A 22436-nucleotide genomic window follows, 5' to 3' on the forward strand; every position below is an offset into this window, starting at 1 on the left:
GGTTCAGGAAGCGGCCGAGGCTGCGGCACAGCCGGCGCACGTGCCGTAGATCTCGACGGTGTGCTCGACGTCGACAAAGCCCTCGGCGTCGGCGATGGCGGCGGTCCACGCCTCGATCTCCGGACCGGCGATCTCCACGGTCCGCCCGCAGAGCCGGCAGACGAGGTGGTGGTGGTGCGCCTCGGTGGCGCAGCGCCGGTAGACCGTCTCGCCATCGTCGCGGCGGATCATGTCGACCTCACCGCGGTCCACCAGCACCTGGAGATGGCGGTACACGGTGGTCAACCCGACCCCGGCGCCCCGTGAGCGCAGTAGGGCATGCAGCTCCTGAGCGCTGGTGAAGGCGTCGGTCTCGGTGAGGGCGGCGCACACCGCGTCGCCCTGCCGGGTGGCGCGCACCGCCGTGCCGCGGCCGGGTGCGCCGCGCGCCGCCGCGCCGCCACGGCCGGTCACGGGTGCCGCCGGATCCCGCCGCGAGGACGGGTCCGCGTCAGCCGAGCTGGACTCGTCCCTCGTGATGTTCACCGCCACTCCCTTCGCCACGTCCGTGCTCTGGTCCGGGACGCCCTTGAGGTCCCGGACGCCCTTGAGATCCGAGACGCTCCGAGGTCCGAGACGCCTCCGAGGTCCGGGAGGTCCCGAGGCCCAAGGCGTTCCGAGGTTGAGGCGCCGTCAACCCCGGCCGAGCCGCGACGTTCCTCGCGGCTCGGGTCGAGGGTCGAGGGACTCACCGTCTCATTTTCTCACCTTCGCGCGCTGTCAGGGCCGTCCGGCCGACCCTGATGGCACTCCGATGGCAATATTATTGACAATGAAATCCGTTTCCGAAAGAGTGGATCACGGCGGGAACAGGCTCGCCACCACCCATGGAGGTTTCAATGTCACTGACGGTCACTCCACAGCTCGTCGAGGCAGCCAGCGCCGGCGAACTGACCGACGAGGCGTTCCTGGACTGCGTCCGCACCTCGCTGCCGTTCGCCTACGAGCTGGTCGAGCGGCTCGCGGCCGAGCTCGGGCCGGCCCGCGCCGCAGGGTCGGACTTCACCGCCTTCGACGGCACGCCCCCCACCGACTCGGCGGGCGGCCAACTACTGCGGGCGATGGCCAGCACCTCCATCCGCTCGGCGTTGGAGCGGCATTTCGGCGTGGCCCTGGTGTTCCAGAACTGCCACCGGGTCGGGATGTTCGGCCTCGACGCGGTCGGTGGGGAGCAGTACCGGCAGTTCGTCTCCCGCGAGGCGCAGGTTCTCCATCAGAAGCCCGAGCTGGTCAACTGCTGAGCTCCCCCGGCGCCTGCCGGCCACTGTCCGCGGCATAACCTTTGCGCTGCGTCGGGGTGTCAGGGCCGGATGGGCGGAGGAGGATCGGCATGGCGCGGCAGGGCGGCCGGCCGGGTTGGCTGCGCGAGCCAGACCCGTTGCAGAATCCGGTCGGGAGCCGGCTTGCCATCCTGGGCGTGATCGCGCTGATCATCGGTGGCACGGTGGCCATCGCGAGCGGAGACGAGCAGCCCGCGTCCGGTCTGCCCGCCGGGGGCCCGCACGCGAGTACCACCGCTGCCGTCCCGTCGGCTCCGGTCCTGTCCGCGCCGGTCCCGTCGGCCTCCGTCTCCGCCGTCCCGGTGTCCACCGAGAACGACGCCGCGGAGCTGGCGTCCTGGTACCACGGGAGTGAGGGCCTACGGATCCGGGTGGCCACCGACGTGGCCACCGTCCGTTCCCAGCTCGCCGCGCAGAACGGCGCCGCCCTGAAACCCGCGTGTGCCACGCTCGGGACCGACATCGCGGCGGCGATCACCGCCCCGGTACCACCCACCACTGCGGCGCGGGCCCGCTATGACGCAGGAGGCCGCGGCTATACCGCGGCAGCGGCCTCCTGCGCCCAGCTGTTCGACGGCACCCGCATCGAGGTCGGCATCCTGCAGCAGCGCATCGTCACCTCGCTGGCCGACGGTGACCGCGAGTGGGCGGCGCTGGCGGCGATCATCGGCCAGCCGATGGCGACGGCGGCCCCCGCCGCTCCGTGACCGGGCAGCGGTCGAGCTCGTGCAGCGTCCCGGTCAGCGGGAACGAGCGGACGCCGCGGTTGCACCACCCGCCGCCGCGCAGGGTGGCGAGCTCCGCCGCCGTACCCCGGCGGTCGTAGGCGAGGACGAACAGCAGGACGCGCTGCGGGGGATGCTGGCGGGTCCGCACGGCTCGCTCCGCCCCGCCGCGACCGATCCCGGTCAGGAACGTCGTCGCCGAGCGCGGTACCCGTGCGCCTGGCCGCCGCGGGCCGTCGGCGCTGAGCTCCATCCCGTACAGCCAGCCCGCCCGGGCGAGGCGGCCGCCGACGATGACGGCGTCACCCGGCCGGTACTGCTCCCGCACGGCCAGCGTGGCATCCACCATGCCCTCGATCGGGCGCACCTCGTGACGCTCCCGCCACAGGGTGCCGATCCCGGCGGCCGCGCAGACCGGCGTCGCCGCGATGCCCGCGAGGCAGAGCACGCTGGCCGCGCTGATGACGTGACCGCGCCTGCCCCTGCCGCCGCCATCTCCACCGACGCGGTGCCGACGGGCCGCGGCTGCCAGCTCGCCCGCGCCGACCGCCGCGACGATGGTCAGCAGCGGGACCAGGAACAGGTTCGGCCGGCATGCCCCGAAGGGCCAGTAACGCCCGCCGCTCGCCGCGAGCTGGAGAAGCTCGGCGCCGATCAGGCTCCACAGCAGCGTCGCGCCGTCGGCCCGGCGGCGCAGCGTCCGGGCGCCCGCGAGCATGGCGACGGCCGTCGCGGTCCCCACGGCGATCGTGGCGAGTCGGTGACCCTCGAGCAGGGAGTGCACCAGATTGGGGTCGTAGCGATCGATGCCGGGTGGCGCGCCGCCCAGCACCGCGATCACCTGGTCGGCGGTGAAGCGCAGCCCGCCGAGAACGCCTCGCCCGGCGAGGAACTGATCGTCCCAGAAATGGCTCGCGCGCTGGCTGGACTGGTGGGAGACGAACAGCAGCGTGTGCCCGGCGGCCAGCAGCAGCGCCGGCGCGGCGCGCCAGCTGGTCCGGCGGTCGCGGACGAGGTCGCCCACGGCCAGCGGCACCAGCAGGAACACGGCGGGCAGCGAGACCGCGGCCAGGGCGCCGGCGACGGTCCGTTTCCGCAGCGGCGCGCCGGGCGACGTCCACAGGGCGAAGATCGCGAGGGAGACGACCGCCTCGAGGACGTAGGGCTTGAGCTGGGTGCCGGAGTCGACGACGGTGCCGCTCAGCGCCACCGCGACCGCGCCGCCCGCCGCCGGCAGGACGCCGGTGAAGCGCCGCGCGGACAGGAACGTAGCCACCGCCAGCACCGGCAGCCAGACTCCGGCCGTCACGGTGCGCAGCGCCCAGGCGTGCCAGCCCAGCACGTCGCCGGTCACCCGGGTCAGCGCGATCGACCCCAGCGACGACGGCGCGTTCGCCGACCTGAGCTCCGACCAGAACGTTGGCCACGGCTCGCCCGCGAAGTGCGGGCGCCACAGCTCGTCGTACCAGAGCGGCCGCCCGATCCGAGCGTGCAGCGCGATCTCCACCGCGACGGCGGCGACGGCGAGCAGGAGTGCGACCCGCAGGTCGCGGCGCATGTTATCCACAGGTTGTCCACAAGACCCCGCCTGCCTGTGGACAACCTCGTCGATGGTGTCGATAGGACTAGTTCTGCTTGTACCGGGCCAGGAACCGGTCGATCCGCCCGACGGCGTCGGTGAGATCGTCCACCGAGGGCAGCGTGACGATCCGGACGTGGTCGGGATGCGGCCAGTTGAAGCCCGTGCCCTGAACGAGAAGTATCTTCTCGGCTGCCAGCAGGTCGAAGACGAACCGCTCGTCGTCCACGATCGGGTAGACCTCGGGATCGAGCCTCGGGAACGCGTACAGCGCGCCTCGCGGTGGCACGCAGGACACCCCAGGGATGTCGTTGAGCAGCTTCACGACCGTGTCCCGCTGTTCCCGCAGCCGGCCGCCGGGCAGGACGAGATCGCCCGCACCGCCGTCCTCGGCGAGGGCGGCGAGCGTCGCGAACTGCCCGGGCACGTTCGCGCACAGCCGCATGTTCGCGAGGATGTTCAGCCCCTCGATGTAGGACGAGGCGTGTCCGCGCGGGCCCGACAGGACCATCCAGCCGGAGCGGAACCCCGCCAGCCGGTAGGCCTTCGACAGGCCGTTGAAGGTCATACAGACCAGGTCCGGGGCCAGCGACGCGGTCGCGACGTGCTCGGCGTCGTCGTAGAGGATCCGGTCGTAGATCTCGTCGGACAGCAGCATCAGATGATGGCGCCGCGCGACCTCGACGATGTCCTCCAGCACCCGCCGCTCGTAGACGGCGCCGGTGGGGTTGTTCGGGTTGATGATGACGATCGCCCTGGTCCGCGGAGTGACCTTGCGGGCGATGTCCGCCACGTCCGGCGCCCACCCGGCGGTCTCGTCACAGAGGTAGTGCACCGGCCGCCCGCCGCAGAGGCTCACCACGGCCGTCCACAGCGGGTAGTCGGGCGCCGGTAGCAGCACCTCGTCGCCGTTGTTGAGCAGCGCCTGCAACGACATCATGATCATCTCGGAGACGCCGTTGCCCAGATACACGCTCTCGGGCGTGATTCCGGCGATGCCCTTGCGGTTGTGGTAGCCAACGACCGCCTCGCGCGCGGCGCGCAGTCCCTTGGAGTCGCTGTACCCCTGTGCGCCCGCCAGGTTTGCCACGACGGCCTCAAGTACCTCCGGCGGTGCGGAGAAGCCGAACGGCGCCGGGTTGCCGATGTTCAGCTTGAGGATGCGCGCGCCCGCGGCTTCCAGCCGGGTCGCTTCGTCGAGGACAGGCCCACGGACGTCGTAACAGACGTCGGCGAGCTTGTCGGACTGGGTGAACTCCATCTACCCAGAGTAGGTGGGGCGTCCAGCGGATTTCCGGCGGCCCGCGGCCGCGACGGCCAGTTCACCCCACGGGAGTGACCGCAACACCAGCGAGACCATGAAGAACGCGGCGACGGACAGGACGATCGCGCCGCCGGCCGCGACGTTCCACTGCTCGCTGACAGCAAGTCCGATCACCCCGGAGGCGACGCCGAGACCCATGGCCACGGCGGTCATCGTGGAGGTCCGCGAGCACCAGAGCCGGGCCGTCGCTGCCGGACCCACGATCAGAGCGACCGCCATGATCGTGCCGACCGCGGGCAGGGAGGTCACCACCGTCGCCTCGAGCGCCAGCAGCAGGACAAGATCAAGCCGGCGGGCCGGATAGCCCGCGGCGGCGAGGGCGTCCGGATCGAAGGCGGCGAGGTGCAGCTCCTTGCGCAGCGCCGCCAGCCCCCCCAGCACGACCGCTGTCGTCGCCGCGCTGACGACCAGATCGCTCGACTGGACGGTGAGCACCGAACCGACCAGGAAGGCGGTGAGGTCCCGGCTGAAGCCCTCCTGCGTCGACATCAGCGCCATTCCCAGGGCGAAGCCGCCGGAGAGCACTACGGCGGTGACGCTGGTGGTCTCCCGCCCGTGCTCGGCGCCGCGCGGGCCCGTCAGCGCCGCCACGACACCCACGAGAAGCACGCCGAAGACCCCCGCGCCGAGGACGAGACCCAGGCCGAGCAGCGTCGCGATCACCACCCCGGGGAAGGTCGCGTGGGTCAACGCCATGGTCAGGAAGCTCAGCCGGCGCAGCACGACATGGACGCCGACCGCCCCGCAGAGCACCCCGACGATCACGACCTCCAGCAGCGCGCGCCGCACGTAGCCGTCGCCGAGGGAGGAGAACAGGATCATCGCCGCACCAGCCGCCGGGTGGCCTGGCCGAGCGCCGCCAGGGCGTAGAACGCGACGAGGACGAGCACGATGGTGGCCCCGGCGGCGAGCCGCAGGTCATGACCAACCGACGCCTCGTAGCTGGTGGCGAGCCCCAGCCAGGCGCCGATCATGCCGAGGAGCACCGCCACGGCGACGATGACGCCGAGCCGCGCGGACAGCAGCCGCGCCGCCGCGGCCGGCACGACGAGCATCGCGATCACGAGCACGGTGCCGACAGCCTGGACCGAGGCGACCACGACCAGCGCGATCATCATGTTGCTGACCAGGTCGAGCGCGGTGATCCGGTAGCCCGCCGCCCGGGCCCACTCGGGGTCGAAGGCCCGCAGCAGCAGCTCCTTGCCCAGCCCGAGCAGGACCAGGCCGGCCAGCGCGGTCACCACCGCGGTGAACACGATGTCCGTGATGTCGATGGTCAGCACGTGGCCGAACAGGAAGGCGGTGAGATCGGCGGTGTACGAGTGCTGCCGCGAGATGAGGATCACCCCCACCGCGAAGAAGGCCGTCAGCAGCACGGCCAGGGTCGCGTCCTCGTTTACCCGCCGGGTCGCCGCGATCGCCGTGAACAGGGCGGCGGCGGCCACCGCGCAGACGAGCGCACCCGGCACGATGCCGGACCGGCCCGAGACCAGAAACCCGACGACGACCCCGGGAAAGACGGTGTGGGTGACGGCGTCGGTCAGGAACGCCAGTCGTCGTAGCAGCACATACACGCCGACCGCGCCGCAGAGTGCACCGAGGAGCAGCGCCTCGATGAGAGCCCGGGTCATGTACGGCCGGTCAAACGGGGTGATCAGAATGTCGATCATGAGCGGGCGACGATCAGCCCGCGATCGCCCAGCTCCAGTGCCGCCCCGCCATAGGCGGCGCGCAGCAGATCGGGGGTGAGCACGTCCCCCGGCGGCCCGAAGCCGAACTGATGCCGGTTGAGCAGGCAAATGCCGTCGCAGGTCAACTGTGCAAGGCCCAGGTCGTGGGTGGACACGACGACCGCGGCGCCGCCGGCGGCGAGAGTCTTGATCGTGGCCAGCAGAGCCTCCTGGGAGACCGCGTCGACCCCGTTGAAGGGCTCGTCGAGCAGCAGCGCCTGTGGTTGTGCCGCGATCGCCCGCGCGAGCAGCACCCGCTGGCGCTGCCCCCCGGACAGCGTGCCGAACCGGTCCGCCGCCCGGTGCGCGAGGCCCACCGCCGCCAGCGCCTCGGCGGCCGCGTCCCGATCAGCCCGCCCGGGCGGCCGCAGCCAGCCGATCCGCCGGTAGCGGCCCATCAGGACGACCTGCGCCACCGAGACCGGGAAGTCCGGGTCGAGCGTGTCCGCCTGCGGCACGTAGGCGACCAGCCGGCGCGCCTGCGCGGGTGGCAGGCCGAGGACGGTGATCGAACCCGACGCGACCGGCACCAGGCCGAGCAGCGCCTTGATCAGGGTCGACTTGCCGGCACCGTTCGGCCCGACGAGCGCGACGATCTCCCCTTGGCGCACCGTGCCGTGGACCTGCTCCAACGCAGGCACCCGCCCATAGGCGATGCTCGCCTGGTCGAAGACGATCGCGGCGGGTCGGGACATGACCTAATTGGAAACGATTGTCGATGCCGATGTCAAATTGGACTCACTGGCCGCCGTACGTGATTGTCACTCGGCGGTTGATCGCTCGTCCGGCCGGGTCGTCCGAGCCGTCGGGCAGGGTGTCATGGGCGATCGGATCGGCGGATCCATGGCCCCTGGCGGAGACGAGAAACCCGGCCGGCGCCGCGGGACGCAGGAGATCGGCGACGGCGCTGGCGCGCCGTTGGGACAGGATCACGTTGTAGGCCGGAGTGCCGAAGCTGTCGGTGTATCCGTCCACCCGGATCGGCGCGGCGGACCCGGCGAGCCGACCCGCCACGTCGGCGATCTGGCGACGCGCGGTCGCGGTGAGCTCGGCCGAGTCGAAGGCGAACAACACGTCTGCGCTCAGGACGAGCGTGGTCTCGGCGCCGCGATGTTCCTCGGTGCGAAGCTCGACGACGCTCCTGTCGAGGTCGATCGGGCGGACCGCGTCGTCGGTCCGCAGCGTGTGCACCGCGGCGCGCACCTCGTCGTCCGGCACAGGGGCCGCGGCGACGAGCGCCAGCACGGCGACCAGCGCCACCATCGCTCGGGGCCCACCGCTCACGAGGCGAGGGCTACTCGCGAGGCGAGGGCTACTCACGAAGCGATGTCCGCACCGTCGAAGACGATCTGATCGTCCAGATAGACATCGATCTTCTTGACCTCCGCCGGTGGCGCGGCGAACGTGAAGGTCAGGTTGAGCGGGCGATCGTTGGCGGTGCGGACGACGCCCGGGATCGGACCGAGCGGCTCATTGTGGCTGTCGCGGACGACCAGGTAGCGGCGCAGGTTCTCCGTGTCGACCAGGCTCACGCTGCCGCCTCGACCACCCGCCATGTCCAGCAGGGAGATGCCGCCGGGGCGGTCGGTGCGCAGGTGCGGTGTGAAGGTCAGCCGCAGGATGGCGAGTCTGCCGCTGATCCGCAGGTCGACGAGCCCGATCTCGACCGGGCCGTTCTCGCCGGCGGTGAGCCGAGCGGTGCGGGCGACCTCCGGGCTCTCGCTCCTCGGCGACGCCGGACCCGCCGGCCGCGCGGACTCGGCGGCCGGACCGGGTCTGTCGATGCTGTCCGATCCGCCGGAACAGGATGCGGCGGTCAGTGCCGCGAGCGTGGCCAGTGCCATGACGACACAACTCAGTCGGTGACGCGATCGCGGCATCTGAGCCTCCGGGCGCGGGGCAGAAACGTCCGGAGCCGATTATGGGCGTCATTCGGAGGTGTTGGCCGACTGGTCGAGCAATCGGCGAAGTTCGCGGCCGAGGGAGCGCGGCTCGACGAGGGGCTGCCGGAATGCGACCCGCACCTGCTCGGCTCCGGCGCTGTCCACCCGCCACAGATCCAAGCCGTACCGATCCAGGCCACTGACCTGGACGCCGGCGATGTCGCCCTCGGTCTCCGCCGGCCGAGCGTGTCGGGCGAGCTGGCGCATCTGGTCAGCATGTCCCACGTTGAGATGCTCGATGAGCTCCGGCGCGTAGGCGCTGATCAGATCCGGCTCGGCAAACGCATAGGACGTCAGGTCGATGCGCCGGTCCACCGTGGCGGAGGGCCATCGGCGTGGACGACCGTCCATGATCACTGTGGGTAGGCAGAGCACCACGTCGTCGACTGAGAGCGCCAGCACGGAAAGGCCATCGGTGACGCCGTCCTCCGTGCTGACGGTGCGACCCAGATCGGCGAGCCGGCTCAGGATCTGCTCCGTGGTGCCCGGCACCAAGCGCAGGGGACCAGTCAGGATCAGACGCTCGCCGGCGTGTCCCGGCACCTCGACCCAGCTCCGCCTCCCGCTCCTGGCGGCGCTGGCCAGTCGACCGTCAGCGCTCGCCATCAGTACCGGCTCACCTCCGTCGTCGATCACTCCCACCCAGCCCCGTGCCTGCTCACAGGGGAGAGTCAGTAGTGCCGTGCGGCCACCGGCGAGGACCGTCCTCGCCCGTCGAGCCATCGCGATCATGTCGTGAGTGTGGGCTGGTGACGACACTGGACCTCCATGTATTCAGGTTAGGCTTACTTAAGCCAGGCCGGGCGTGGAGGTCAAGAGATACTCAGGCCCGATGTGGGGATCCGCCACGCGGCCGTGGTCCTGATGTCCACCCGGTTCCCGCTCCGGGCCGACCGGGGTCTTATAGACGGGGCGGGGATTCTAGGCTGTCGTAGTCGACGGAAGTCTCGCCCTCGAGGAGGAGGTGCCGGTGATCTTCAAGTTGGTCGGAGACGGTCGCCCGTACCCCGAGCACGGCCTTGGCCAGCGGGACTGGGCGGCCATTCCCCCTCGCCAGGTCCGGCTCGATCAGCTCGTCACGACGAAGCGGGTGCTGGCGCTCGATGTGCTGCTCGATGAGGACTCGACCTTCTATGGAGACCTCTTCCCGCATGTGATCGAGTGGGGTGGCGCTCTCTACCTCGAGGATGGGTTGCATCGGGCGGTCCGCGCGGCGCTGCAGCAGCGCACATCGATACACGCTCGGGTGTACGTGCTCACTGGACCGGCGTTGAGTGACTCCGCTCAGTCTTCGGTGGCGCGGTAGGTCACGTAGACGTCCTTGCCAACCTTGGCGAACAGATACTGCGGGCAGGTCGAGGACGGACGGTAGGCGGTGATCGGCCGAAAGACCGGTGACCGCATCACTGGCTTGAGGTTTCCGCCGGCGGTCCTCCTGGCCTGTCGGCCAGTGACGTCTGGCGCGTCGGCGCGCTCGTACCATCCGCCGCAGTAGCGGATGTCATGCGGCCGCGACGTCCAGGCCGGAGTGTGGAAGAACCACAGGAGGTAGGCCGTCCGCATCATCAGAACGAGCAGAAGAATGATCAAGACAGATCGGAGAAAGTTCCCAGCTCGTCCGGACGCGAGGATGGGGCTCACAAGACCGGGAGCCTACGGGCATCGCCTCACGTAGCCAGGCAACCGACCGCGTGTCACACCAGACTAGGTCAGGAGACTGGAGGTCTGGTCGGGTGCGACGTGTGCTGATCGACCGGAACTCGGCCAGCGGGGAGGCGCTCACGCCGCCTGTCCGGCCGAGGACCCGTGGCCTGGCCCAGGGGACGCGGGGGAGTGGAAGAAGCGCACCGGGTCAGGCTCGATGCTGACCGGTGGCGCCTCCTGCATGACCGTTCCGTCCGGATGGAAGACCAGCAGCTCGCCGGTCGGTCGCCGCTTGAGAGTCAGGCTCCTGTCGTGCACCAGCCGGTGATGGAGTGAACAGAGCAGAACCAGATTCGCGGGGTCCGTCAACCCGTTCTCGACTCCCCATTCCTGCAAGTGATGGATCTGCAACCATTGGGTGTGTCGGCAGCCGGGGTAACGGCAGACGCCCTTATCCCGCGCGTAGACTGCCCTCCGCAGCTTGGTGGACGGGCTCCGCCGGGTGCGGCCGAGTGCGAGCGGATTTCCCTTCGGGTCGGTCAGAAACGCGCGGAGAAGACTGTTGCAGGACAGCCGGCGAACGACGCTTGGCGGGAGCGTGCCACCGCCCTCGATCTCGCAGGTCCGACCGCTCAACTCATCCTTCTCTGCTCTCGGGGCACGGTCGTCTTGACGATCTTGGTCCCCGCCGATCAGAGTGTCGACATCGACATGCACGTTGACGGTGAAGGAATTCGGATCGGTCAGCCCCGGCGCGCCGTGGGTAAGGAAGGATTCCGCGACTCCCGCGAGCGCGTCGACTCGCAGGGCCCGTGACACCGCCTTCTCCTGGCCGCCGTCCGGGAAATCGGTCGTACTCCTTCCGTCGTCACGGGGTCTGGCCGACTGGTCGAGAGTCGACGCGGCCATCGCGAGGGCCTTGGCGACCACCGCGCCACGCTCCGCATCGAGATGAGCGATCAGGAAGAAAGTGCCATCCTCGTTCCAGTGCCAGGAACAGCGCACGGAGTCCTTTTTGTCGCCGCTTTTCTCACGGTCGTTCCGGCTGTCCGCCTTGATCTTCAATTGGAGGGAGACGAGTCGCTCGAGTTCGCGGGCTGAGCATCGCGCCGCGTCGTGAGCCCACCCGCCCTCCGTCTCCGGGGTTGCGACGCGTGTGATGGCTCGAACCTTGGAGTAGGAGATTTCGCCTCGGGCGAAGGTTGCACTGATCTGTGGGAGCGTCTGGAGTGCGCGAGCGACGCGCAGATACTCGTAGCTTGCGCGCAGGCCGATCCCGCAGCGCCAGGCCAGCCAGTGCGCACAGGTCGGCAGCCCGGTTGCGGACCAGCCCTTCCGGCGGTCGAAGGCGGCGAGCAAGGTCAGCCAGCGGCAGGTTGCGGCCGAGATGCGACCAGCCCAGCCGCAGACTTCCACCTCAAGGTCAGGGAGGGGGACGACGTCGGGGTCTCGATCGAACATGGGTTCGATTGTGCGTCGAGTCGGCGCCCTCGTCAAGCGGCACTGACGCCATTCTCGCCGAGGAGACCGTCTGTCATGGCAGTCGGTCGCGGTGGCCCCTTCTGGGGCTGCGGCGGCCACCGTCCATGCCTCTCTGCTCCGCGGTGCGTATTTGCCTTGTGGTCGCCGGCGCGTCCACAACAGCGCCCTGGGCGGCCAGGCGGTTGTGGGCTGATCTGCTGGTGGGTGCCGGGTCTTGACGGAGGTGTGCCGGTGCTGCATAATCGATCATATGTTCGAATCCAGAAAGGGGGGTGAGTCGGCGACCAGGCCGGTCAGCTCCGCAGATAGGCGAGGACGGCCAGGACCCGGCGATGGTCCTTCGTGGTCGGCTCTAGTCCGAGTTTCGAGAAGACGTTTGATATGTGTTTCTCGACGGCGCCACTGCTCACGACCAGGTGGGAGGCGATTGCGGTGTTCGACCGGCCTTCCGCCATCAGAGTGAGGACCTCTCGTTCCCGAGGTGTCAACGCGGACATGGGGTCGTTGCGACGATTTCGAACGAGGAGCTGTGCCACCACTTCCGGATCCATGACGGTGCCGCCTGCAGCGACCCGACGTACTGCGTCAACGAATTCACGCACATCGGCGACGCGGTCCTTCAATAGATAGCCGACGGCACCGGCACCGTCAGCGAGAAGCTCCGCCGCGTACTGTTTTTCGACGTACTGGCTCAGGACGAGAATCGGTGATCCGGTGACTTCGGAACGGGCCCTGATCGCCGCTCGCAGTCCTTCGTCGCGGTGGGACGGAGGCATCCGGACGTCCACGACGGAGACGTCGGGCTGGTGCGTCACCACCGCATCGACCAGGCCGGGCCCGTCTCCGACCGTGGCGACCACCTCGCAACCGGCGTCGGTGAGAAGGCGGCGCAACCCTTCACGGAGCAGTACCGAATCCTCGGCGATGACCACCCGCACGATGCATCAGCCCTTCTTCGGGGTCCTGGTTCCGGCGTCGGAGTACGCCGACGCTACCCGTGGACAGGTGTTGACCGTCCGAGGTTGACGGATGTCGGCGGCGGTGCCGGCAGCACAACTGACGGCTTGACGACGCTGCGGGAGGGGGTGTGGCGGTGAGCGGGCCCGACATGGCAGTCTTGGTCCCTGTGAGCACAGGGTGGTCGGCGAGTGGAGGGACGGCTCGCCTTGGACGAGCTGCCACCTTCGCGTCGTCCTCTGTGTGTCTGGCGTGGGCGGCGCACGTGGCCGGTGGTGCCCAGCGGTCGCCGGCCACAACGATGATCATCGCCTTTCTTCTTCTCACCAGGATCGCCTACGGCCTCGGCGGCCGGGAGCGACGCCTTCCGATGCTCGTGGCAGGCATCGCGGGGACCCAGGTTCTGCTCCACATCACCTTCGCTCTCGCGCACCCGCACGCCCACCGAGCGGGCGGCTACCCGATCGAGATGCGGATGGTGTTCGCGCACGGTCTGGCGGCGGTGTGTGTCGCCGTGCTGCTGCGCCGCGCGGAGCGTGTGCTGTGGTCGGCATCCGGGCTCCGTCCCCACGCGGTCCTGTTCCGCCTCTTCCGGCCAGTGGCAGATCGGGCCGTGCCCTCGATTCCGCCAGTACCACGCGTCGATGTCCGACGACGGGCTCCCCGCCCCCACACCCGGCCGCTCGGTCCATCTGCCCGCAGACGTGGTCCACCGCCGGGACAGCCGGAGTTCGGTCGGACGGGACGGTGTGCTGTGGACTGCTCACCGCCGCTTTTTGCCATGGCCTGACGAACGACACTCCGGCGCCCGAGAGACACGGATTCTCTGTGTTCCCGCTGCGCTGTGGGACCGTTCGGAAGGATTTTTATGACTTGCCTCTTCAGGCGTGCGGGCATACTCGGCGTGATTGCCGGCGCGGCCGTACTCGCCATGACCATGCCGGCCTCCGCGCACGTCACCCTGCAGCCGTCCACGGCGTCCGCAGGGAGTTACGCCACGCTCTCGTTCAAGGTGCCGACCGAAGAGGACAACGCGTCCACCACCGGTATCGATGTTCAGTTCCCCGTGGACACACCGCTCGCGTCGGTGTCGGTGCAGCCCAAGGCCGGCTGGAGCTACAAGGTCGAGAAGGCGGCGCCGGCGAAGCCCCTGACTACCGACGACGGCAAGGTGAGCGAGGTGGTCACCCGCATCACCTGGACTGCGGACGGGAGCCAGGGGATCAAGCCCGGGGAGTTCGACACGTTCACCGTCTCCGCCGGTCCGTTGCCGGACAAGGTCGGACAGCTCACGTTCAAGACGCTGCAGACCTATTCCAACGGGGACGTGGTGCGGTGGGTCGATGTCGCGGAGCCCGGAGCCGGCGAACCGGAGAAGCCGGCGCCATCGCTGACGGTAACGGCAGCCGGGGCGGCTGCGGACTCATCCACCGGTGCCCACGACGCGGCGTCGACGCAGAACGCCGCCGCGTCCTCGCAGTCGGATGGCAGTGACGGGACCGCCCGCTGGCTCGGGACAGTCGGGGTGGTCCTGGGCGCAATCGGTCTACTGACCGGCGCCTTTGCACTGGTGACCGCCCGGCGGCGGGCGTAGCTTCGTGCGAAGAGTGATGGTGGTGACCATGGCCCTTCTGGCCATGGTCACCACCTCGATCGGGCTTGGGCTCGGCGTAGCGCCGGCGTCTGCTCACGCCCTGCTGACGGGTACCAGTCCGGCGGACGGCGCGGCGCTCGCCGCGGCGCCAACTCGCATTGTGATCAGCTACAGCGAGTCGGTTCGAGTCTCACGGGATTCCATTCGCGTGCTTGATTCGGCCGGTGCCCGGGTCGACGACGGACAGGCGCGCTCGGGGCAGAAAGCCTCCCAGGCGATGGTCGCGCTGCGACCCAATCTGCCCAGGGGCACCTATGTGGCCAGCTGGCGGGTCATCTCTGCGGACAGTCACCCGATCTCCGGTGCCTTCGCCTTCGGCGTGGGCGGACCGCCGGAGGCCGGGGCTGCCAGTGCGGAGGCGGACACCTCCGGTTCGCGGGCGGTCGGATTCCTGTTCGGTGTCGCGCGGTTCGCTGGTTACGCCGGAACCGGCGTTCTGCTGGGGGCCTGCTTCTTTCTGCTGATGCTGTGGCCGCAGGGGCTGCGGACGGGCGGTGCAGGCCCACTCGTGGCGGGGGCATGGGGACTGTCGGCGCTCGCGGGGCTGGGGCAGCTACTCCTCCAGGGGCCGTACGCCGCCGGACTCGGGCTGAGCGGGCTTGGCCGGTGGTCGGTGCTGTCGACGACCCTGGAGGAGCGGTTCGGCCACCTGTTGCTGATCCGACTGCTGGCGCTCTGCCTTGCGGTTCCGCTGCTGCGCCGGATGTTCCGTGTCGGCTCGCTGGACGTGTGGCGCACCTGCGAGCTGGCGGCTCTCGGGCTCGTGGTGGCGGTGACCCTGGCGGCGATCGGCCACGGCAGCGCGGGGGATCTGGTGTGGCTCGCGACGGCCAGCCTGACGGTGCATGTGCTCGGCATGTCCGTGTGGATCGGCGGGCTGGTCGTCATCGCGTTCTTCCTGGTCCGCCGGGCGGCAGCGGTGGAGCTGGCGGAGGTGCTTCCGCGTTGGTCGCGGGTGGCAGCCGTGGCCGTCGCCGTGATCGTGATCAGTGGCCTGTTCCAGAGCTGGCGGGAGATCGGAACGCTCCGGGCGGTTATTGACACGGGCTACGGGCGATTGCTGCTTTACAAGGTGTGGTTTGTCCTCGGCATGATCGCTCTCGGCGCTCTCGCGCAGCGATGGGTGCGCCGCCACTATGCAGGTGTTCGTGCCGATGCCCGCTCTGGTTCGGGTGGGACGGGGACGGGAACTGGGACTTGGACTCCACCCAGCGTCGCCGCGTTGACCGGGTTGCGGCGTGGTGTCGCTTCGGAGCTGGTCGTCGGGGCGGTGGTACTGGGGCTCACCGCGACCCTCGTGAACATGGTTCCGGCGCGTACCAGCTATGCACCGCCGTTCACCGGCACGGCGTTTGCCGGCCCGATGACGGTGAAGGTGCGGGTCGCCCCGACCAGGATCGGAGCCGAGTCGCTCGACGTGTACACGTGGGCGCCGAGCGGCAAGCCGCAGAAGCTGGTTCAGGCGAGCGCGGCGCTGTCCCTGCCGACCGCGGATCTTGGGCCGTTCGAGGTGCCGCTCGACCTGGCTGAGCAGGGGCACGCACGCAGTGACCGGGTCCAGGCACCTCTGGCGGGTAAGTGGCAGCTCCGGCTGACCCTGCGGATCAACGACTTCGATCAGTACGTGACGACGCTGTTCTACACCGTCCGCTGACAGAAGTCGGTTAGACGGAGACCGGTACCGGCGCGGTGACGGGGCCGACGATGCGGTCGTCGGACTCCGACGGGCCGGCGCCGGTCGGGCTGCTGGTGCTTTCGGTAGCGGCGGTACCGCCAGGACTGGTGGTACCGCCGCTACCGCCGGTGCCCTCGGTACTGCGGGTGCCTCCAGTACTGCCGGTGCTCTTGCCCGCCGACGGCCGAGCGGACCGTTGTTGCGGGCTGGAGCTGGACGGGTCGGCCGGCGCGGACGGGGCTTTTCCGCCCGGCGGCGTCGAGGGGGGTGCCGTGGCACTGCCTGGTGGCACGCTCACCGATGGCGGGATGGTGGCTGTCGGCTGTGGCGCCCGTGCCTTCGGCGGGGTGGTCGATGCAGAGCTCCCGGAGCTCCCGGAGCTCCCGGGGGTCACCGGGGGCGCAGCCGTCGTGGACGCCGCGGTGCTGGTCGGGAGCTTCGGCGGAGTGGTGCGCGGCGCCGTGGTCGAGGGCGCCGCCGAGGTCGCGTGGGGGCGGTTGGTGCTTGGCGTGGCAGTTGGCTCGGACCTGTGCACGTCTCGAGCGATCGGCTCCACGAGGCGTGGCCGCACTTCCCTTGGCGCCGCGGCGCGGCTGGTGAAGGCGCCGGCCACCGTCGGGACGACGGTGGGGGCGACCGCGGTGCCTCCGCTGGGCGCGGCGGGCGCGGTGGCGGGGCGAACCACGTCGAGGGATGGTGGCGGACTCACCACCGCGACACCGTTCTCCGACATCAGGCGGGGATCGGACGACGGCCAGTTCATCGCCGCGGTGAGACCGACCACGGCGACGACGACCGCTGCCGCGGCGGCCATCGCCGGCCGGCTGCGCCAGTCCACGGTCCCCCGGCCGGGTGCCGCAGCGGCGGCGGTGGGTTCGACCTCGGCGTCCATCCGCATCAGCGGCAACGCGCGCGCGGTGGCGGGGGCGATCAACGTCTCGGCGGCGTCCGCGGCGGGGGCGGCCGCGGGCCCGGTCGGCGTCTTGACGAGGTTGATCTCTCGGGGCGCGGGGGCGGCGGGTGGGGCGACTCGGCGGCTGGCGGCGGCAGCCTCCGCGACGGCGGCGGCGCGGTCGAAGGTACGGGCGAGACCCACCCGCAGGCTGGCGGGCGCCGGCACCACGGAGCCGACCAGGAGTTCCTCTGGCGGCACACCGTGGGGCACGGGGATGCTGCGGGCCTGCGGAGACCCCGACCAGGCCAGGGCGCTGCCGCGGGCGAGTTCCAACAGCCAGGATCGCAGCCGGGCCGGGTCGCTCAGCGGGTTGAGGCGGGTGCGGGCGACCAGGGCGAACGCCGTACCGGCGGCCGCCCGGGCCACCGTGGGATCACCCAGGATCAGCAGACACATGGAGAAGACATCGTCCGCGTAGAGATCGTAGAGGTCGTCGAACGCCTGCCGATCACCGCGTCGGACACGGGCCGCCAGGTCCGCGTCGTCGTCCATACTTTAGCTTCTCCCCGGTCGACTAACCGCGAGCCCGGAACGCATGACGGAGCCAATGCTAGGAGGCGGGCCTCCCTAACGGGTGAACGTTGTGCGGATTTTGTTGTCGTCGATTCGACAGCCCGAATCACTTGACCCGCACGCCGGTAGCGCTTTGATAGCTTTTGCCTACCTGTAGTTACTATTTTGGGTGTCGACGCGCGGCCGAGGTTGCCATGTCCCGCCGGCGGACTAGTCAGAAAGACGTGCGGACGAATAGTCCGCCGGCGGCCTTGCCTCGAATTCCACAACCGATTGGACCCAGCGGGGACCTTCCACGCCGGCTCGGCCATTCGCGACCGTCCGCCGGATTGCCCCACGATTACTGCGTGATCGGTATGTCGGCTCCGAAGCGGCATGACGGCGACGATCAGGGCGTTCCACGGGCCGCGACCAGAGCCGCGACCAGAGTTGTGATCACGGTTGTGATCACGGCTGTGATCAGGAGGTCGGTGGCTGCTGGGCGAGCCGGGTCTTCACGGTGCCGGTCTGGCCGTTGCGGGTGTACGTCACCTCGACCTCGTCCCCGATGGCGTGCGAGCGCACCGCCGCGATCAGAGAGTCGACGTCGCTGACGGCTCGGTTGCCGACCTTGGTGATCACATCGCCGGTGCGCAGACCGGCGCCTGCCGCGGGGCCGCCGGAGACCATCGACCGGATCTGCGCACCGGTTCCGCTGGACGCCGTCGACCGGGTGTTCTCCGCTGCGGTCGACGCGGTGACGCCCAGGTAGGGATGTTGCGCGCGCCCGGTGGTGATGAGCTGAGTGGCCACCGATTCGGCGTAGTTGCCGGGGATCGCGAATCCGACGCCGATGTTGCCGGACTGCTGGCTACCACCGAAGGGGCTGCCTCCGCCGCCCCCGACGGTCGCGATCGCGCTGTTCACCCCGATGATCTCACCGCGACTGTTGACCAGTGGGCCGCCGGAGTTACCCGGGTTGATCGGCGCGTCGGTCTGGATCGCGTCGAGGACGGTGTTCTGCTGGTCCTGCACGGTCGAGTCGCCGGTGCGGACCGGACGGTGCACGGCGCTGACGATGCCGGAGGTCACCGTGCCGTTCAGGCCGAGCGGGCTGCCGACCGCCACCACCAGCTCGCCGATGCTCAACGAGTCGGAGTTGCCGAAGGTCGCTGCGGTCAGCCCCGAAGCGTTGATCTTGATGATGGCGAGATCGGAACTGGGGTCCGTGCCCACGACCTGCGCGTCGAAGGTGCGGCCGTCCTGCAGGGTCACCGTGAGCGTGCCGCCGTCGGAGGCCCCCGACACGACGTGGTTGTTCGTCAGGATGTGGCCATCCGAGCGGATGATCGTCCCCGAGCCGGTGCCCGCCTCGCTGCTCGACTCCTCGGAGATCGTCACCACACTGGGGAGGATCTTCTGCGCCGCCGCGGCGACGGTGCCGGAGGCCGCCGGGGATGTCCCGCCGGAGCTGTCGCTGCTGCGTTCGAGCCCGGCGTTGGTCACGACCGTGTTCCCACTGTCGTTGTCGGCGACCAGGGCGCCGACGCCACCTCCGATGCCGGCGGCGACGAGGGCGATGGCGAGCCCCGCGGCCACCAGTCGGCGTCGCCGCCAGGGTGGCGGGGAGGCCGTCGCCGTGGCGAGCTGGTTGCCGTGGATGTCATACGTGGTAGGGGGAATGCCCCCGCCGGGAGCGCCCCACTGGCCGCCCCACGGCTGCCCCCCCGGCGGTGGGCCGGGCGGCAGGCCAGAACCGTCCTGCCCACCCGGCCCACCGACCCCCGGGGCACCCGGAGTGCCCGGGCCATACGGACCGCTCAACCCGCCCGGCCCGGCGTTCGCCCTGACCACGCCCTGCCCCGGACCGCCCTGCCCCGGACCGCCCTGCCCTGGACCGCCCTGCCCTGGACCCGGGCTGGGCTGGCCCCAGGGCCCGGACGCGAGCCCGCCCGTGTTGAACGGTGCCGTCTGAGCGGGGCCGGTGGCTGGGTGGAACGGCACGGGAGCGCCGTAGGGCGCCCCGGGCGGGCCGGGGGGCGAGGACGTCACAGGACGGTCGGGCGCGGAGCCGACGGGGCCGGCCGGGTGGGGCTGTTCTGCCCGGGACCCGAATGCGCCATCGGCGGGTGGGGCCCAGGGGGACGGCGAGTCGTGCCCGGCGCCGGACTCCTCCCGGCCGCTGTCCGCCTGAGCGTCCTCGGCGCCGCTGCTGAAGGGGAGACGCGGTGTCATGGTAGGCACTTTCCCTTGCGAGCCTGAGCGATTCCTGAATGCCGACCAACGTTCGGGTAAGCGATCGACAGGATGGTTCGGTGTGGAGTCCCTCCCGGTCGACCGGGTCAGGAGGTGGGGCGACGTTCCGCCAGTAGATCACGAATCTCGGTGAGCAGACGTGCCTCATCGGTCAGCACCGGGTCCTCCTCGGGCGGGATCTGGCCCCGGGCGCGCCGGTCGTTGATGGTCTTCAGGGGGAGCACCACGACGAAGTAGATCACAACCGCCACGGAGAGGAAGGCGATGACACTGTTGATGAACTCTCCGTAGCGAAACACGCTGCCGTTTAGCGTGAACGTGAGGGCGGAGAAGTCCGGTTTGCCGAAGATCGCCGCGATCAACGGGGTGAAGATGGTCTTCACCAGGGACGTGACGACCGCGGTGAAGGCGGTACCGACCACCACGGCGACCGCAAGGTCGACCACGTTCCCCCGCATCAGGAACTGCTTGAAGCCCTTCAACGACGATCCCCCCATCGGGCGCCCGGTGCGCCCTGGGAGGATATCGCCCCAGGTCGGTGGCAACCGGCCCGGCCCCTATGCCCCCGGCGGCCTGTTGTCAACTAGGCGCGCGCTGCCTGTCGGCAACTCCGTGGTACACCGGTGGGACGAACGAATGCGTGCGGGGGCTCGGGATCGGAGGTCGTCTGGTGACGGACGGTGCGCGACGGGCCCAGTGGGACGACGATCGCCAGCCCGCCCACCGTCGGCCCGGGGAAGACCTCCCGCCGCGTGGGCCCTATCCCCCGGCCGAGCCAGCACCTCGCCCGACCACGGCCGCGGGATATGGCGGGCACCCTCCCCGCGGTGATCACGGTGGTGCGCCCGCCACCGGCGGCTATGGCAGTCGGCCCGCCGCCGGTGGCCATGGCGGCCCGCCTGTTTCCGACGGCTACGGCGATCGGCCCGCTCCCGGTGGTTACGGGGGCCCGCCCGGCGGCGGTGGCCATGGCGGTCCGCCCACCTCCGGCGGTTATGGTCATCAGCCGTCGGTCGCCGGCTACGGGACGAGCACCGGCTCCTACGACCTGGGCGGTCCGCCGACCGGTTCCTACCTCCCCGGGGGCGCTGGCGGCGAACTCGGGCCCGTGGACGGCGCGCGAGAGGATCCGAACGTTCGAGGCCGCCGTCCGCAGGGCCGCGCCGACGGCCCGGGCTCGGCCGGCGCCGGAACCTCCATGCGCAGGGCGCTCGTCCCACCGGTCGGCGGCCGGCGCGTGGCGGGCGAGCCCGGGGGCCCGACGGCGCGGTCGGGTACCTCCACCGGGACGACGGGCCGACACGCGGTCGTGCGGGCGCGGCCGGTCCCCACGCCCGGAGCGGACGATCCGGCCACCGACGTGGAATCGGCCGGGCGGCCCGGTCGCTCGAAACACGCCGGCCGGCGGGATCGGACGATCCCGCCGGGGTTCGGGCCCGACGGCGGCCCGACCCACGATGCCTCAGGCCGCGACGCCTCAGGCCGCGACGCCTCAGCTCGCGACGCCTCAGCGCACCGCGCCTCAGCCCCCGGCGCTTCGCCGCCTGAGGCTGGTAGGCGCGCGGGTCGACCCGGGACCGGGGGCAGGCCCGGCGGCGCCGACGCGCGGGCACGCTTCGCGGCACCCGAGGGCGTCGAGGACACCCGCCTCGACCGGACGGGCTCCCGCCGGCCGGCGCCGGGCTTCGGCGACCACACCGATCCTGGACGCTCCGACCGGCCCGCGGGCGCGGCACGACCGTCCCGGTCGCAGCGCTCTGGCGGCCCAGGACGAGCCGGCGCCGCCGGCCCCACCGCCGGTCGGGACCTCGAGCGGCCGGACTCGCCGCCCACCATGATCAGGAACCGCACGGGGCCGCATCGTGCTGGTGGCGATCGGACGGCCGGGCAGCGCCGCTCGGGTGGTCCCCGCACGGCGGCGATGGAGCGCGACTTCCCCGAGGCCGACGACGTCAACGACCTCGACGAGGCCGACGAACTCGACGATCGCCGCGACGGTGGCGGTGGCGACTCCATGTCCTTCCTGCACCGCCTCGGCGTCGCGCTGGTGGTGCTGGCGGTCGCGCTCGGGGTGGGGGTCGGTGCCGGCGTCGTGTGGGAGAAGGTGCGCCCCAGCGGCCGCACCGCCACGGACGCGCCCCTGGCGCCATCTCCGTCAGCCTCCGCCGCCGCCAGCGGACCGGCGGCGACCGGGCCGGGTGCGTCCGCCGCGGCGAGCACCGGCGGCCCACCGGCCGCGGGGCAGATCGCCGTGCCGGCGGACTGGGCCCCCTACACGGACCCGCTGCAGAAGGCGACCTTCTCCCACCCGCCGGTGTGGAAGCAGCGTCGCGACAACACCGGGATCTTCTACGGTGAGCCCGGCACCGTCTCGGACTACGGCCCGCAGATGATCGGGGTCGCCCGGATCGCCGGCACCGACCCGACGGCGGCGCTCACGCGCGTCCAGGCGGGCGAGTTCGACGCCGTCTCGGGGCTGACGAAGGAGCGGTCCGGCCCGACGACGGACACCAGCGGCCAACCGACCCAGGAGCTGGCCGGTTCCTACGACCGCGAGGGCCAGCGGGTGTCCTACCTGATGCGGACGGTCGCCGCGGACGGCGCCGTCTACGTGCTCATCGCGAGGGTCTCGACCAGCGCGGCCGCCACGCTGAACACGCTGATGGGTGCCTTGCGGGCGTCGTTCTCCCCGGTGGCCTGA

Annotated in this window: 21 protein-coding genes; 6 read left to right on the forward strand and 15 right to left on the reverse strand. The window is 70.8% G+C overall.

What is annotated here, in order from left to right; genetic code table 11:
• Window positions 1-3: 3 nt before the first annotated feature.
• Window positions 4-525, reverse strand: coding sequence for a Fur family transcriptional regulator (locus FRAAL_RS00360; RefSeq protein WP_505474300.1), 522 nt, complete (start codon window positions 523-525; stop codon window positions 4-6).
• Between the two features lie 353 nt (window positions 526-878).
• On the opposite strand from FRAAL_RS00360, the gene FRAAL_RS00365 reads away from it, so the two are divergent.
• The gene (locus FRAAL_RS00365; RefSeq protein ID WP_041938605.1) at window positions 879-1280 is read left to right on the forward strand and encodes an SCO5389 family protein; all 402 of its coding nucleotides are present in this window, start codon (window positions 879-881) and stop codon (window positions 1278-1280) included.
• A gap of 89 nt (window positions 1281-1369) precedes the next feature.
• On the forward strand, window positions 1370-2026 hold the full coding sequence (locus FRAAL_RS00370; RefSeq protein ID WP_041938606.1) for a hypothetical protein: 657 nt from the start codon (window positions 1370-1372) through the stop codon (window positions 2024-2026).
• On the opposite strand, the gene FRAAL_RS00375 is transcribed toward FRAAL_RS00370, so the two are convergent.
• The 8 genes from FRAAL_RS00375 to FRAAL_RS00410 form a co-directional block, all read right to left on the reverse strand.
• Complete coding sequence (locus tag FRAAL_RS00375; protein WP_231861769.1) at window positions 1983-3602, reverse strand: hypothetical protein; 1620 nt, start codon at window positions 3600-3602, stop codon at window positions 1983-1985. The genes FRAAL_RS00370 and FRAAL_RS00375 overlap by 44 nt on opposite strands.
• 67 nt (window positions 3603-3669) lie before the next feature.
• Entirely contained in the window at window positions 3670-4884 is a 1215-nt protein-coding gene (locus tag FRAAL_RS00380) for a pyridoxal phosphate-dependent aminotransferase (protein WP_011601346.1), read from the reverse strand.
• Window positions 4885-5769 (reverse strand): metal ABC transporter permease, encoded by an 885-nt coding sequence (locus tag FRAAL_RS00385; RefSeq protein WP_011601347.1) that lies wholly within the window; start codon window positions 5767-5769, stop codon window positions 4885-4887.
• Window positions 5766-6617, reverse strand: a complete 852-nt coding sequence (locus FRAAL_RS00390) for a metal ABC transporter permease (protein ID WP_041938607.1) — start codon at window positions 6615-6617, stop codon at window positions 5766-5768. Before FRAAL_RS00390 ends, FRAAL_RS00385 begins: the two co-directional genes overlap by 4 nt.
• Entirely contained in the window at window positions 6614-7372 is a 759-nt protein-coding gene (locus tag FRAAL_RS00395) for a metal ABC transporter ATP-binding protein (RefSeq protein ID WP_011601349.1), read from the reverse strand. The genes FRAAL_RS00390 and FRAAL_RS00395 overlap by 4 nt, the downstream gene beginning before the upstream one ends.
• Window positions 7373-7415: 43 nt before the next feature.
• Window positions 7416-7961: an OmpA family protein gene (locus FRAAL_RS00400; RefSeq protein ID WP_157734314.1), complete on the reverse strand. Its 546-nt coding sequence runs from the start codon at window positions 7959-7961 to the stop codon at window positions 7416-7418.
• A gap of 32 nt (window positions 7962-7993) precedes the next feature.
• The gene (locus FRAAL_RS00405) at window positions 7994-8521 is read right to left on the reverse strand and encodes a hypothetical protein (protein ID WP_231861439.1); all 528 of its coding nucleotides are present in this window, start codon (window positions 8519-8521) and stop codon (window positions 7994-7996) included.
• 84 nt (window positions 8522-8605) lie between these two features.
• Window positions 8606-9352 carry a DUF2470 domain-containing protein gene (locus tag FRAAL_RS00410; RefSeq protein WP_173402670.1) on the reverse strand — a complete coding sequence of 249 codons (747 nt, stop codon included), beginning with the start codon at window positions 9350-9352 and terminating at the stop codon, window positions 8606-8608.
• Between the two features lie 238 nt (window positions 9353-9590).
• On the opposite strand from FRAAL_RS00410, the gene FRAAL_RS00415 reads away from it, so the two are divergent.
• Window positions 9591-9926 carry a type II toxin-antitoxin system VapB family antitoxin gene (locus tag FRAAL_RS00415; RefSeq protein WP_009741388.1) on the forward strand — a complete coding sequence of 112 codons (336 nt, stop codon included), beginning with the start codon at window positions 9591-9593 and terminating at the stop codon, window positions 9924-9926.
• Here FRAAL_RS00415 and FRAAL_RS00420 read toward each other — a convergent pair.
• From FRAAL_RS00420 to FRAAL_RS00430, 3 genes are all read right to left on the reverse strand, one after another.
• The gene (locus tag FRAAL_RS00420) at window positions 9905-10261 is read right to left on the reverse strand and encodes a hypothetical protein (RefSeq protein WP_041938609.1); all 357 of its coding nucleotides are present in this window, start codon (window positions 10259-10261) and stop codon (window positions 9905-9907) included. The two genes, FRAAL_RS00415 and FRAAL_RS00420, sit on opposite strands and share 22 nt — an antisense overlap.
• Window positions 10262-10399: 138 nt before the next feature.
• Entirely contained in the window at window positions 10400-11725 is a 1326-nt protein-coding gene (locus FRAAL_RS00425) for an HNH endonuclease (protein ID WP_063822583.1), read from the reverse strand.
• A 314-nt stretch (window positions 11726-12039) separates the two neighbouring features.
• Window positions 12040-12684 carry a response regulator gene (locus FRAAL_RS00430; protein WP_011601356.1) on the reverse strand — a complete coding sequence of 215 codons (645 nt, stop codon included), beginning with the start codon at window positions 12682-12684 and terminating at the stop codon, window positions 12040-12042.
• 956 nt (window positions 12685-13640) lie between these two features.
• Between FRAAL_RS00430 and FRAAL_RS00435 the strand changes: the two genes are divergently transcribed.
• Window positions 13641-14297, forward strand: a complete 657-nt coding sequence (locus FRAAL_RS00435; RefSeq protein ID WP_011601358.1) for a YcnI family copper-binding membrane protein — start codon at window positions 13641-13643, stop codon at window positions 14295-14297.
• Between the two features lie 28 nt (window positions 14298-14325).
• Window positions 14326-16011 (forward strand): copper resistance CopC/CopD family protein, encoded by a 1686-nt coding sequence (locus FRAAL_RS00440; RefSeq protein WP_083866966.1) that lies wholly within the window; start codon window positions 14326-14328, stop codon window positions 16009-16011.
• Window positions 16012-16021: 10 nt separating this feature from the next.
• Here the strand turns inward: FRAAL_RS00440 and FRAAL_RS00445 are convergent, their stop codons facing one another.
• The 3 genes from FRAAL_RS00445 to mscL form a co-directional block, all read right to left on the reverse strand.
• A complete protein-coding gene (locus tag FRAAL_RS00445) occupies window positions 16022-17479 on the reverse strand; it encodes a hypothetical protein (protein ID WP_011601360.1) in 1458 nt (485 codons plus the stop codon).
• A 480-nt stretch (window positions 17480-17959) separates the two neighbouring features.
• Window positions 17960-19714: a S1C family serine protease gene (locus tag FRAAL_RS30085; protein WP_050996951.1), complete on the reverse strand. Its 1755-nt coding sequence runs from the start codon at window positions 19712-19714 to the stop codon at window positions 17960-17962.
• Between the two features lie 107 nt (window positions 19715-19821).
• The gene (gene mscL / locus FRAAL_RS00460) at window positions 19822-20217 is read right to left on the reverse strand and encodes a large conductance mechanosensitive channel protein MscL (protein ID WP_011601362.1); all 396 of its coding nucleotides are present in this window, start codon (window positions 20215-20217) and stop codon (window positions 19822-19824) included.
• Window positions 20218-21656: 1439 nt separating this feature from the next.
• Between mscL and FRAAL_RS32280 the strand changes: the two genes are divergently transcribed.
• Window positions 21657-22436 carry an LpqN/LpqT family lipoprotein gene (locus FRAAL_RS32280; RefSeq protein ID WP_231861440.1) on the forward strand — a complete coding sequence of 260 codons (780 nt, stop codon included), beginning with the start codon at window positions 21657-21659 and terminating at the stop codon, window positions 22434-22436.

It is taken from the genome of Frankia alni ACN14a (genome assembly GCF_000058485.1).
GTDB classification, from domain to species: Bacteria; Actinomycetota; Actinomycetes; order Frankiales; family Frankiaceae; genus Frankia; species Frankia alni.

Coding starts and splice junctions, on each gene's coding strand:
- FRAAL_RS32280 (WP_231861440.1), top strand. CDS start 21,657: ATGGAGCGCGACTTCCCCGAGGCCGACGACGTCAACGACCTCGACGAG.
- FRAAL_RS00425 (WP_063822583.1), bottom strand. CDS start 11,725: ATGTTCGATCGAGACCCCGACGTCGTCCCCCTCCCTGACCTTGAGGTG.
- FRAAL_RS00440 (WP_083866966.1), top strand. CDS start 14,326: ATGGCCCTTCTGGCCATGGTCACCACCTCGATCGGGCTTGGGCTCGGC.
- FRAAL_RS00365 (WP_041938605.1), top strand. CDS start 879: ATGTCACTGACGGTCACTCCACAGCTCGTCGAGGCAGCCAGCGCCGGC.
- FRAAL_RS30085 (WP_050996951.1), bottom strand. CDS start 19,714: ATGACACCGCGTCTCCCCTTCAGCAGCGGCGCCGAGGACGCTCAGGCG.
- FRAAL_RS00445 (WP_011601360.1), bottom strand. CDS start 17,479: ATGGACGACGACGCGGACCTGGCGGCCCGTGTCCGACGCGGTGATCGG.
- FRAAL_RS00370 (WP_041938606.1), top strand. CDS start 1,370: ATGGCGCGGCAGGGCGGCCGGCCGGGTTGGCTGCGCGAGCCAGACCCG.
- FRAAL_RS00410 (WP_173402670.1), bottom strand. CDS start 9,352: ATGATCGCGATGGCTCGACGGGCGAGGACGGTCCTCGCCGGTGGCCGC.
- FRAAL_RS00395 (WP_011601349.1), bottom strand. CDS start 7,372: ATGTCCCGACCCGCCGCGATCGTCTTCGACCAGGCGAGCATCGCCTAT.
- FRAAL_RS00435 (WP_011601358.1), top strand. CDS start 13,641: ATGCCGGCCTCCGCGCACGTCACCCTGCAGCCGTCCACGGCGTCCGCA.
- FRAAL_RS00385 (WP_011601347.1), bottom strand. CDS start 5,769: ATGATCCTGTTCTCCTCCCTCGGCGACGGCTACGTGCGGCGCGCGCTG.
- FRAAL_RS00390 (WP_041938607.1), bottom strand. CDS start 6,617: ATGATCGACATTCTGATCACCCCGTTTGACCGGCCGTACATGACCCGG.
- FRAAL_RS00380 (WP_011601346.1), bottom strand. CDS start 4,884: ATGGAGTTCACCCAGTCCGACAAGCTCGCCGACGTCTGTTACGACGTC.
- FRAAL_RS00405 (WP_231861439.1), bottom strand. CDS start 8,521: ATGGCACTGGCCACGCTCGCGGCACTGACCGCCGCATCCTGTTCCGGC.
- FRAAL_RS00375 (WP_231861769.1), bottom strand. CDS start 3,602: ATGCGCCGCGACCTGCGGGTCGCACTCCTGCTCGCCGTCGCCGCCGTC.